Origin of the sequence: Pedobacter sp. 22163 (assembly GCF_052045595.1) — a bacterium.
GTDB lineage: Bacteria > Bacteroidota > Bacteroidia > Sphingobacteriales > Sphingobacteriaceae > Pedobacter.
Genome location: NZ_JBQEPM010000011.1, coordinates 157,377 through 169,057, shown reverse-complemented (window position 1 = coordinate 169,057; position 11,681 = coordinate 157,377). Strand labels below are relative to the sequence as shown.

Here is an 11,681-nt window from a genome sequence, read left to right as displayed (position 1 = left end):
TTTCAGTTTTTAAACCTTAATATTTTATGCTTTTAAAGAGATTACCATTACTAACACAATTCTTACTCTGATTATGGTAAAGCATTTTTTAGTTTAGTATAAGAGCATCGACTTAAGAATAGCATATTAATTCTTGAAATAGATATTAAATAAATCACTCAATTCTAAAATAGCTTTTCTTCCTTTTCGACCGGGACATTTCTCATTATAGTAATCAGGTGCATAAAAAAATAATTCCTTAATGCTATCTTTAGTGATGAGATGAAGATAAAGATGACCTCCGTCAGATATAGCATATTTAGGTTGTCTTACATCACATCCCTCTCCATCGATTTTATCATCATTAATACTCCAGATTTTTAATTTAGAAGATTTTGTCCAAAATTGCTTCAAGCTATTAATATTCAAATATTTTGGTTGGAAAAAAATATTAATATCTGCAGGTATAAAATATATTAAATTTGCATTCTTCTTTAAAAAAGTATCCCTAAACACTTTCGGGATTTCTCTAAGTTTAGGGCCAACTTTCGCATTACTTTCGTAAGTATAAGCTGATATCGTATCGCCTACTTTACTTAGAATTTTATAGTTTGGTATATCAAAACTACCTCTTGATGAAATAATGTAAGTACTATCGGCATGTTGCTGAAAAAACTTATGCATAGGTGTTATGCCAATATAAGGTTGTGATTTAACTTTCAAAGAAAAAAAACAAAAAACGAGTAAATAAATTAAAATATTCAATATAATTATCTTTCTCATTTTTTATATATTCTAAATCTAAAATTAAGGAACTGCACTTTATTATTATAAACCTCATTAATCGATAATTACACTGTACTAATTGTAGATAGCTTTATCAACATAAATAATTATAGGGTTTAAATACAGATAATTCTCTATTCTATTGTTTATACGTGAGTCATAGTTGAATAATTTATTTATTTTATCAGCGAGATCTTCAACAGGTATTTTATGTGGGTAAATTCTATTTTCTTCGTAATTCGCAATAATTACTCCAATTGGAATCAATAAAAAATTTTGTTTAGCATTTCCAACAATCGGACTATAATTTATTTGTTTTAGAAAAGTATAGTCGCTTATTATTTTAGCAGCAATGCTGTCATTTAGGCTTATATTTCTAGCGACTACACTTGTCTTATTCTTTTTAAGTTCAATCTTAATAGAAAAGCTATAGAAAGCTATTGAATCTTTAAGATTTGTTATATCAATTATTAATCCTTTACGAATTTGATTTACCAATCTATCTCTATTATTATTTTGAGCTACTGACGTAAAATAAGAAATTGAGAACAATATTGTAAAGATTGTGACAGCCATTTTTTTTTCTCTCATATTTTTTTTGCTCAAGATGATTTAGATTTCTAACATTATATTTTATTACTGTGGATATCTTTTCTAGTCACATATTTTGCTACCCTTGGTATAACCATTATTGGCTGGTATTTTTGTTGAAAGTTTATACGCTCCTGCAATTCTATTAATATCGCCAACAGTAATTTTACCGTTGGGTATACCACTACCATATACTACTGTAAATTCAGTATCGTTAGGAGTAGCCGCATTGAAAACTTTAGAATCAGATACGCCACTCCATGCTAACGCATATGCATCACTCATTTGTATGCCAAAGGATGAATTTAAATAATGTGCCATAGGGGTAATATATTTTTCAGCAATAACATTATGATCAGTTTCTATTTTCAAAAAATTATTGCTAGTATATCCTAAATAAGCATGAACGATTTCATGAATCATCGACGAGATGAGATTTTCTTTGGACGTGCCATCATGATAATCAATTCCCAAAGTAATGTCCGCAGAAAATGAGTTCCCCATAAATTGCTGATTAGTAGTTAGACCAGGTTTTGGCCTCGTGATATCATTATTGCCATATTGATCTTTATAATAAATATAGCCATCGTAAATATTTATATTCACAGTTTTACTGGCATCGAAGTTTTTTATTATATCAGCCATGGCACCTAAAATATCTTTATTTGCTCTTAATGCTGCTTCAACGGTATTTGAGATACAAAGGTCTGTAGTTTTGTTATGAATGTCTTTATTCGTTCCGTTACTATTAGAATTTCCATTTGTCCCACCCCCACCGCTACCCATATCTCCATAATCACCTCCATTAGGTCCATAATCAACACCACTCTCGTTCTGACAGTAGGTTTCAGAACCATTCTCATACCAGTAATCGCTTCCTCCAACACTTTCTACATAATTGTGTCCATAATAATGAATAGTGTAACAATTTAGCCGTCTTAAAACCACTTGTTTATAGATATCAGATTCAGCTAATTTAACAGAGATGATCTGCCCATCTGCCCCCATATGCAAAAGCTTTTATGAAGTCCCCATTCCAATCCTCAATAGTTGCGGTTCCAATAAACTTTTCACTTGCATATTGTGTAGTTAAATTCGGAATTAAGGTTACCCATTCTGCATGTCTTACATCTTTGGCATCTCTATAGATGATCAAGTAACTAGTTACCCTTTTATAACCAGTATTATCGTCGTTTGTTATTCGAAAATCATTATCGAACTTTATTGGAACAATTACTGCATCACTAAGTGAAATTTTTTTAATGTAAGCTTTATCCCAAAGCAAGTTTTTCGTTAAGCCATGTCTATAATTTTGGTCATTGGGAATTGCTTGTTTATTGGCAACAGCTGCATTTTCAAAAAAATCCTTTGCTTCTTTTATCAGTTCATTTTTGATTTCATCTTGCATTAAAGGTCTATCCTTCTTACAAGAATAGATGGCAATAGCAGCTGTAAGTAAAAATATTAAAGCTAATACACAGCGCTTTAAGTTTGCATAATTTTTCTTCACTTTGTTAATTTAGATTTGATAATTAATAATTATTTGAGAGATGAGGTGAACTAATATAGCAATAAATTTAAAACTACAAACAAATAAGACAAAAACGTATCTAAAAAAATGAAGACAAAAAAAAGCCCCGAATTAATCGGGGCTTCTGAATATCTCAAAATAATTTCTTACTCTTTTTCTACCTGCATGTAGTTAAGTTCGAGTGGGGTTTTACGTCCAAAAATCTTAACCATAACTTTCAGTTTTTTCTTCTCTTCGTTTACCTCTTCGATAATACCTGAGAAACCATTGAAAGGTCCGTCCATTACTTTAATGCCTTCGCCAACATAGTAAGGTACATTCATCGTTTCACCTTGCTCGCTCATTTCATCAACCACACCTAAAATACGGTTAACTTCTGCCTGGCGCATTGGGATTGGATTACCAGCTTTATCACCCAAGAAACCAATAACACTATTAATTCCTTTAATGATGTGCTCTAATTCTCCATCTAATGTGGCTTCGATTAAAACGTAACCCGGGTAAAAGTTACGCTCTTTGGCAATTTTTTTACCATCTTTCATTTGGTAATATTTTTCCATTGGTATTAAAACCTGAGGAACCAAATGAGAGAAACCTAAACGGCTGATCTCAGCATCAATGTACTGTTTTACTTTCTTTTCCTTACCGCTAACAGCCCTTACAACGTACCACTTTAGATCGCTCATTAGTAAATTTAATTAGAAAGTGATTTATAAAAAGTATCTAACACAAATGTCGATCCTTTATCCATTGCAAAAATAACCAATGCAATAATTAAAGAAGCCACTAATACGAGAATTGCAGAACTTTGCAGTTCACCCCAGGTAGGCCATGTAACCTTCTGGGTCATTTCATCGTACGATTCTTTTATAAACTCAACTACTTTAGCCATATTTAATTTATTGAATGACAGAATGACTAAATGAGTGAATGATAATATTCGAAAGCTAACCTTCAAATTCAATCATTCACTCATTCAATTACTCAACCATTGTTTTGAGCACGGGAACAAGGATTCGAACCCTGATCAAAGGTTTTGGAGACCTCTATTCTACCGTTGAACTATTCCCGTAATTAGAAAGCAAAGTGCTTAAGCGTGCTCAAACACTTTGCTTTTCTTATTTTTCTTCAGTCCCGATAAATCGGGATTTAAGATTTATTTTAAAATTTCAGTTACCTGACCAGCACCTACAGTTCTACCACCTTCACGGATAGCGAAACGTAGACCTTTTTCCATTGCGATAGCGTTGATCAACTTTACAGTGATTGTAACGTTATCACCTGGCATTACCATCTCAGTACCTTCAGCTAGTGAAATCTCACCAGTAACATCTGTAGTACGGAAATAGAATTGAGGACGGTATTTGTTGAAGAATGGAGTGTGACGACCACCTTCTGCTTTTGATAATACATAGATCTCAGCTTTGAAATCAGTGTGAGGAGTTACTGAACCTGGTTTACAGATTACCATACCACGACGGATATCAGTTTTCTCAATACCACGTAACAATAAACCTACGTTATCACCAGCTTCACCATAATCTAAGATCTTACGGAACATCTCAACACCAGTTACTGTAGATTTTAAGTTCTCAGCACCCATACCTAAGATTTCAACCGGATCTCCAGAGTTGATTACACCACGCTCAATACGACCAGTTGCTACAGTACCACGACCAGTGATCGAGAATACATCTTCAACAGGCATTAAGAATGGAAGATCAGTTAAACGTGGAGGAATTGGAATGTAGCTATCAACAGCATCCATTAATTCCATAATTTTTGCTACCCATTTAGCATCTCCGTTCAAACCACCTAAAGCAGAACCTTGAATAACAGGAATATCATCACCAGGGAAATCGTAGAACGATAATAATTCACGAACTTCCATTTCTACTAATTCTAATAATTCAGGATCATCAACCATATCCACTTTGTTCATGAATACAACCAATGAAGGTACACCAACCTGACGAGCCAATAAGATGTGCTCACGAGTTTGTGGCATTGGACCATCAGTAGCAGCAACAACGATAATAGCACCATCCATTTGAGCCGCACCTGTAACCATGTTTTTAACATAATCCGCGTGACCTGGACAATCTACGTGTGCGTAGTGACGGTTTGCAGTTGAATACTCAACGTGCGCAGTATTAATTGTAATACCTCTTTCTTTTTCCTCAGGAGCTGAGTCAATTGAATCGAATGAACGTGCCTCAGATAAACCTGCATCAGCTAAAACTTTTGTAATAGCTGCTGTTAAAGTTGTTTTACCGTGATCGACGTGACCGATTGTACCGATGTTTAAGTGCGGTTTACTACGGTCAAATTTTTCTTTTGCCATTTTATTTATAACTAATTAGTAGGTTAACTTTTTATTAATTTTATTTATTGTTTTGATGCAATGCAACACAAAAAACCTTGTCTACCCTGCATATTAAACAGATTTAACAAAGCTTTATTATCCTGAGCCAACTATGGGAATTGAACCCATGACCTCTTCCTTACCAAGGAAGTGCTCTACCGCTGAGCTAAGTCGGCTTTTTAGTTTCCAGTTCCAGCCTTTTTTAGTTTTAACCAAATTAAAACTGTTACCGATAACTGCCCACTTTCTAATTTTTATTGGAGCGGAAGACGAGGTTCGAACTCGCGACCTATAGCTTGGAAGGCTATCGCTCTACCAACTGAGCTACTTCCGCTTTTAAAAACTAGTGATTGATTGAATGAAAGAATGATAGAAATAATCTCTCATTAAAACATTTGGTCGTTCATTTAAAGTGTGGGGAGAGAAGGATTCGAACCTTCGAAATCTTGCGATAACAGAGTTACAGTCTGTCCCATTTGGCCGCTCTGGAATCTCCCCATTTTTACTTTAAAATGCTAACACTTTAAAATAAAAAGAGCCTCCTATCGGAATCGAACCAATGACCTACTGATTACAAGTCAGTTGCTCTACCAGCTGAGCTAAGGAGGCTTTAAATTTTGTGCAATGATACGAAAAATCTTCATTTTTCATACTATTAACGTGTTTTTTTAAAACTTTTATCTTTTTAAAGAACAAGCCTTTTCTTCTTGGCCTAACACCGTTTCCGAAAGGGAATGCAAATATACACACTTATATTTCAGTTCAAAATAAATTTGAAAAAAAATAGCGAAATTTTTAGCCCTCCCACTCAATTAAGGCGATTTAAAATAATAGGTACTTCATAATCAGTCGCTTTGCTTCCGCTTAAAATTGTATTATTTTTTCAACTTTTTCTGTGTTCTAACGAATATGGATCGGTTTTTAAGTTTAATTGCAATTGCCCCCACGTCCTGGCGCTTTCCAGTTACCACTTCTTATGTCCTCTAACACCACAAAACCGTTTACATCTCTATTAAATTTTTTAAAAAACCAATCGATACCATTATTTATTAGCCAAAAACAATAATAAATCCCTCACGATAGTCCATAAAAAAGGCAACATAATGATTAATCATGTTGCCCTTTCTTAAAATTATGCTAATTTTTAGTAATCAGTAGCCTCGCTTTCGCTTAAAATTGCTTTATGCTCACTTAATTTTGCGCGTGTTTTATCTTTATGCTTAGTGATCTGCTTTCTTAATGATTCAATGGCCAGATCTGTGGCTTCTTCAAATGATTTACATTGTTCTTTAGCGAAGAGGGTCCCACCCGGTACAATGAGTTTTATCTCACTAATTTTATTGGCCTCGTCCTCTACGTTCTCTAACTTTAAATACACTTCTCCGCTAATAATCTGGTCGAAAAACTGATCTAGCTTATTTGCTTTTTTTTGTATAAAATCTAACAACTTACTGTCTGCACTGAAGTGGATTGATTGAACTCCGATTTTCATTTTTCCTCCTTTTTTTATGCCTTTGGATGGGCTTGTTTATAAATTGTTTTTAATCTTTCGATCGAATTGTGGGTGTAAACCTGGGTTGCCGCCAAACTGGCGTGCCCCAAAAGTTCTTTAATTGCATTTAGATCTGCTCCTGCATTTAGCAGGCTTGTTGCATAACTGTGCCGAAGCACGTGGGGACTTTTCTTCTCATTGGTTGATACGTGGTTTAGGTATGAGGTAACAATACGGTATATTAACTTTGGATATGCCGCTGCACCTGTATTGGTAACGATTAAGATAGGCAAATTGTTATTAAAGTTTTGCAACTTTTTTAGCTCAATATAGGTATTTACCTGATTGATAAGCTGTTTATTTACTGGGATGATCCGTTCTTTATTTCTTTTACCCAATACCTTTATTGTTCCCGAATAGATCTCAATATCTGTATCTTTTAGTTGGAGTAATTCTGTTAAACGCATGCCGGTACCAAAAAGCAACTCGATTACCAGATGATCGCGAACAGAAGAGAAACTTTCATTAAAATAATGCTCCGAATCCAATAGCTGATCCATCTTTTGTGAATCAACAAATACGGGTAACCTTTTGGGTATTTTGGGTGCTTTAATTAAAACGGTAGGATTTTGATCAATCTTTCCGCTTCGCTGTAAAAATTTATAAAAGCTCCTTAATGTCGAAATTTTCCTATTGATGGTCTGTTCTGATACTTTCTTCTCCATAAGGTCTACCATATAGCTCCTTAGGTGAATATGCTTAACTTCTAAAAAGTTTAGATCGAATGTAGTATTGACATACGCTTCAAACTGATCTAAATCAGTTTGATAAGAGGTAATGGTGTGCTGAGAATAGCGCTTCTCGTGAGTTAAATAGGTTATAAAACTTTTTAGCAACATTCAATATCTTTTTGAGGGGCATTGATATGAAGTTACAAATAGTTTTGATATAAAGAAATCATTAATTAATTGTTTATTGTAAAGTTTTCTATTTCCTTTAAAACAAAAAAGTCCCGATCAAATGATCAGGGCTTTCTTTAATGTATTTATATCGTAACAACTAAGAAGTTGTATCTAGATTCATATTCTGAATGTAAACAGCATGTTTAATTTCAGTACGGCGAGCAACGGATTTTTTCTCGTATGCTTGGCGACTACGTAGTTCTCTCAATACACCAGTTTTTTCAAACTTTTTCTTGAAACGTTTAAGGGCTTTATCTAATGATTCGCCGTCTTTAATGTTGATAATGATCATAACGCTGAAATACCTCCTCTCGTGGTTTTTTAAATTTTCCCGTGTTATCGGGGCTGCAAATGTAAGCAAAATATTGAAAATGAGAAAGGTTTTATAAAAAGAAAATTTATTTAAATCGTTAGTTAAACTAAACTGTTGTTTACCTACATTTATATATACATTATAGGATATGACAACAGGCAAAAAAGTAGGCTCAATTATCGCGGTTATAGTCGTTATTTTACTCGTAGCAATTTGCTATTACCGATATTTCTTTGTTTTTGGCGAAGGCGTTAAAGCAGGCGAATTAAATTACGTAGTGAAGAAAGGCTATATCTTTAAAACTTACGAGGGCAAGTTGATTCAAAGTGGGGTACGATCCAAACAAGCCGGCACCTTACAAAATAATGAATTCGAATTTTCTATTGCAAATAAAGAAATAGCCGACAAAATGATGGCCAATAGCGGCAAATTTTACGAACTCCACTATAAAGAATATAAAAATACCCTGCCCTGGCGCGGATTTAGTGTTTATGTAGTAGATAGCATTTTAACTACTAAAGATATACCGCAATAGGGTTTAGGGTTTAGGGTTTAGGGTTTAGGGTTTAGGGAAAACTATTATTTTGAAGATTAGTTTTAAAACCTTACACCATAAACCTTTACCTTCTAACCTTTCTTCGGCACTTTCGCTCCTGCTTTCCTGGCTTCCGATAATCCGATAGCAACTGCCTGCTTTTTAGAAGTTACTTTTTTACCTGATCCGCTTTTAAGCTTACCCTCTTTCATTTCGTGCATGGTTTTTTCAACTTTCTCACCAGCTTTTTCTGAATACTTTGCCATATTTTTAGTTAATTAGTTATGTTTAATCGATTAATTGTTTAAATCGGTTAACTGACGCCAAACGCCAAACCCAACTAGTCTTTAATCTTTAATAAAAACACCGGCAATTGAAAGTTGGTTTTGAAAATTTTAAAACAAAAAAAATCCGGAGGTGGTTAAACCGTCCGGATTACTCATAATATATTTGGCTTTTATAAGGTTGAAGGCGAAAGGTTTAAGGTAAGGTTCAATGCATAAGCCCTAAACCTTCTATCTTAAACCCTCTACCTTGATAATACTTCTCTGGCAATTACAATTTTCTGTATTTCAGACGTTCCTTCGCCTATTGTACATAATTTACTATCGCGATAAAATTTTTCTACCGGAAAATCTTTGGTATAACCATAACCGCCAAATATCTGAACAGCTTCTGTTGCTACCCTTACCGAAACCTCTGAGGCAAAATATTTTGCCATGGCCGATTCTTTTGTCATGGGCAAATGCCTGTTCTTCAAATCTGCCGCCTGACGGATCAATAATTCGGCTGCTTCAATCTCTGTAGCCATATCGGCCAGTTTAAAACTAATGGCCTGAAAGCTGGAGATTGGCTGACCAAACTGCTGGCGCTGTTTTGAATACGCTACCGCAGCATCAAAAGCACCTTTTGCAATACCTAAAGCCAATGCCGCAATAGAAATCCTTCCGCCATCTAAAACTTTCATTGCCTGTTTAAAACCTTCGCCAACATTTCCCAATAAATTGGCCTTTGGCACACGGCAGTTATCAAAAATCATTTCTGTGGTTTCTGATGCGCGCATGCCTAATTTATTTTCTTTTTTGCCTGCCGTAAAACCTGGTGTACCTCGCTCTACCACAATGGCCGAAATCCCTTTCGAACTTCCCTGCTCCCCTGTTCTTACCATAACAACCGCAACATCGCCGCTTTTGCCATGGGTAATCCAGTTTTTTGCACCATTTATGATATAGTCATCGCCATCTTCAACAGCGGTTGTCATCATTCTCAACGCATCCGAACCTGTGTTTGCTTCTGTTAAACCCCAGGCACCAATCCATTCGGCCGTAGCCAGCTTGGGTAACCACCTTTGCTTCTGTTCTGGATTGGCAAAGGCCAGAATATGCCCGGTACATAAAGAGTTGTGTGCAGCCAGTGATAAGCCGATTGAACCACAAACCCGGGCCACTTCTACAATTACATCAACATACTCCTGATAGCCCAATCCAGAGCCTCCATATTCTTCGGGAACCAAAACGCCCATTAAGCCTAATTCTCCGAGCTGTTTAAATAATCCGACAGGAAAATGCTGTGCCTCATCCCATTCCATTATATGTGGACGAATATTTTTCTCTGCAAAATCGCGGACCATGGCCTTTACACTCTGCTGAGTTTCTGTTTCTGAAAAATCGAAGCTTACGCTCATTAAATTTATATTTTATAGTTAGTTGAGGCAATTATAAACAATTATTTGATAGTTAGTTACCATTAAATATTTGTGCAATTACAGAATGAAATGGTATTCGGTTCAATTAGTTTATCGGTTAATTTTAAACCTTGAAATTGATGGAGAAAGTTTTTTTCTATTTTTCTTACAACTATAGCCGAATAAACTAATTATGTAGCGTTTTTGATGAATATAGATAAAATTGAAGGAATGGTATTAGATGTATATATTCAGCTTTTCGCAAAACATTTGTTGAAAATGGATTCTCTTAAACTTTGCAGACAATTAACTACTATACTAACCCGGAACAGGAAGTGGTCTTTTTTTTGGAAATCAGGTAGAGAAGCGTTTGGCGTTATTCAGCCCTGCTCTCCACTTTACTCCGTTGCACTTCGTGTTCGTTCCGATCAGGTTTAGGTGGCACGGCCGGCACTATGATTTGGGGTTCACGAGCATTGCGTCTAATAACATTTAAGATTAACCTTTTAAATTCAAGGTGCTAAAAAGAAACATAAGGCGTAATCTTATCAATAACCTGTTGGTTTAAAATGATGATCTTTTTTAAATCGGATGGGTTAGCATAATTACCATGCTGCTTACGGTATTGAATAATGGCATTAATCTGCTTGTAAGAAAGGTATGGATTGCGCTTTAAATCGTTAAACGTTGCTGTATTTATATTTATTGTTTTTAATGGAGCATTACTGATTTCAATCTGATCTTTAATTTCGGCATACTTATTAGAATCTAAGCCATAAACTTCTAACAGCTGCTCTTTCTTATAAAAACCACCCAAACGTTCACGGTATTTAATAATTCTAAGCGCAAAAGTGCCACCAATACCTTTTATCTCATCCAATTGTGCAGAATCGGCCTTATTAATATCGACAATTACTAAAGTTTTTTTAGTGTATTCCTTTTTGTCAAAAGGTGCATATTTTCTTGAGGCATTGATGGGCTGATCGGGTATGTTAACATAAGGCAATATCTTTTTATACATTTCTGGCGAAATGGTATACATTTTCTGAAGATCTTCGGCTTTGTAAAACTTACCGCCCTTAGCGGTATAATTTATAACCGATTGTGCCTGTTTTGCTGATAAACCTAAAGTTTGCCAACCCTGTGCATCTAAAGTGTTGGGGTTGAATTTGAAAAGTTTAACCGCTTTTTCGGGATTCGAATTTTCAATCCGATCACGAATGGTATTGGCATATACCCGATCTGTTATGGTTATCTTCTGAATTTGTGCTAAAAGATCTGGGCCATCATTTGAAACGGGCCGATAATAACCATATATAATAGGTGTAGCCTTAATTACAATAATGATAAAGACCAAGAATAGCAATCCATTAAATTCACTTTTGCTAACACCAAAATTTTTGTTGAGCCAAATTCTCATTGATGCGATATGACATGTGTATT

At 35.0% G+C, this 11,681-nt stretch carries 14 protein-coding genes and 5 tRNA genes; 1 reads left to right on the top strand and 18 read right to left on the bottom strand.

What is annotated here, in order from left to right:
• Window positions 1–126: 126 nt before the first annotated feature.
• The 15 genes from ACTJKN_RS24220 to rpsU all read right to left on the bottom strand — a co-directional run bounded on the left by ACTJKN_RS24220 (window position 127) and on the right by rpsU (window position 7,998).
• Window positions 127–762: a hypothetical protein gene (locus tag ACTJKN_RS24220; RefSeq protein WP_440828245.1), complete on the bottom strand. Its 636-nt coding sequence runs from the start codon at window positions 760–762 to the stop codon at window positions 127–129.
• 78 nt (window positions 763–840) lie between these two features.
• Window positions 841–1,356, bottom strand: a complete 516-nt coding sequence (locus ACTJKN_RS24215; RefSeq protein ID WP_440828244.1) for a hypothetical protein — start codon at window positions 1,354–1,356, stop codon at window positions 841–843.
• 63 nt (window positions 1,357–1,419) lie between these two features.
• Entirely contained in the window at window positions 1,420–2,364 is a 945-nt protein-coding gene (locus ACTJKN_RS24210; RefSeq protein WP_440828243.1) for a hypothetical protein, read from the bottom strand.
• Entirely contained in the window at window positions 2,333–2,866 is a 534-nt protein-coding gene (locus tag ACTJKN_RS24205; RefSeq protein ID WP_440828242.1) for a hypothetical protein, read from the bottom strand. Before ACTJKN_RS24205 ends, ACTJKN_RS24210 begins: the two co-directional genes overlap by 32 nt.
• A gap of 167 nt (window positions 2,867–3,033) precedes the next feature.
• Window positions 3,034–3,573, bottom strand: coding sequence for a transcription termination/antitermination protein NusG (gene nusG / locus ACTJKN_RS24200; RefSeq protein ID WP_025143263.1), 540 nt, complete (start codon window positions 3,571–3,573; stop codon window positions 3,034–3,036).
• 8 nt (window positions 3,574–3,581) lie between these two features.
• On the bottom strand, window positions 3,582–3,779 hold the full coding sequence (gene secE, locus ACTJKN_RS24195) for a preprotein translocase subunit SecE (RefSeq protein ID WP_029279332.1): 198 nt from the start codon (window positions 3,777–3,779) through the stop codon (window positions 3,582–3,584).
• A gap of 109 nt (window positions 3,780–3,888) precedes the next feature.
• A tRNA-Trp gene (locus ACTJKN_RS24190) sits at window positions 3,889–3,959 on the bottom strand.
• Window positions 3,960–4,043: 84 nt separating this feature from the next.
• Complete coding sequence (gene tuf, locus ACTJKN_RS24185) at window positions 4,044–5,231, bottom strand: elongation factor Tu (protein ID WP_057932476.1); 1,188 nt, start codon at window positions 5,229–5,231, stop codon at window positions 4,044–4,046.
• Between the two features lie 125 nt (window positions 5,232–5,356).
• Window positions 5,357–5,428 (bottom strand) — tRNA-Thr (locus ACTJKN_RS24180).
• An 82-nt stretch (window positions 5,429–5,510) separates the two neighbouring features.
• A tRNA-Gly gene (locus ACTJKN_RS24175) sits at window positions 5,511–5,586 on the bottom strand.
• An 81-nt stretch (window positions 5,587–5,667) separates the two neighbouring features.
• A tRNA-Tyr gene (locus ACTJKN_RS24170) sits at window positions 5,668–5,750 on the bottom strand.
• A gap of 38 nt (window positions 5,751–5,788) precedes the next feature.
• Window positions 5,789–5,861: transfer RNA gene (locus ACTJKN_RS24165), tRNA-Thr, on the bottom strand.
• Between the two features lie 535 nt (window positions 5,862–6,396).
• A complete protein-coding gene (gene hpf / locus ACTJKN_RS24160) occupies window positions 6,397–6,744 on the bottom strand; it encodes a ribosome hibernation-promoting factor, HPF/YfiA family (protein WP_440828241.1) in 348 nt (115 codons plus the stop codon).
• Between the two features lie 14 nt (window positions 6,745–6,758).
• Window positions 6,759–7,643: a tyrosine-type recombinase/integrase gene (locus ACTJKN_RS24155; protein WP_440828240.1), complete on the bottom strand. Its 885-nt coding sequence runs from the start codon at window positions 7,641–7,643 to the stop codon at window positions 6,759–6,761.
• A 160-nt stretch (window positions 7,644–7,803) separates the two neighbouring features.
• Window positions 7,804–7,998, bottom strand: coding sequence for a 30S ribosomal protein S21 (gene rpsU, locus ACTJKN_RS24150; protein WP_025143268.1), 195 nt, complete (start codon window positions 7,996–7,998; stop codon window positions 7,804–7,806).
• Window positions 7,999–8,167: 169 nt separating this feature from the next.
• On the opposite strand from rpsU, the gene ACTJKN_RS24145 reads away from it, so the two are divergent.
• A complete protein-coding gene (locus ACTJKN_RS24145) occupies window positions 8,168–8,554 on the top strand; it encodes a hypothetical protein (RefSeq protein ID WP_440828239.1) in 387 nt (128 codons plus the stop codon).
• Window positions 8,555–8,646: 92 nt separating this feature from the next.
• Here ACTJKN_RS24145 and ACTJKN_RS24140 read toward each other — a convergent pair whose 3' ends face one another.
• The 3 genes from ACTJKN_RS24140 to ACTJKN_RS24130 form a co-directional block, all read right to left on the bottom strand.
• Window positions 8,647–8,820, bottom strand: coding sequence for a DUF6496 domain-containing protein (locus ACTJKN_RS24140; RefSeq protein ID WP_440828238.1), 174 nt, complete (start codon window positions 8,818–8,820; stop codon window positions 8,647–8,649).
• A gap of 263 nt (window positions 8,821–9,083) precedes the next feature.
• Window positions 9,084–10,238 carry an acyl-CoA dehydrogenase family protein gene (locus ACTJKN_RS24135; RefSeq protein WP_440828237.1) on the bottom strand — a complete coding sequence of 385 codons (1,155 nt, stop codon included), beginning with the start codon at window positions 10,236–10,238 and terminating at the stop codon, window positions 9,084–9,086.
• A gap of 520 nt (window positions 10,239–10,758) precedes the next feature.
• The gene (locus ACTJKN_RS24130; protein ID WP_440828236.1) at window positions 10,759–11,658 is read right to left on the bottom strand and encodes a ComEA family DNA-binding protein; all 900 of its coding nucleotides are present in this window, start codon (window positions 11,656–11,658) and stop codon (window positions 10,759–10,761) included.
• Window positions 11,659–11,681: the final 23 nt, after the last annotated feature.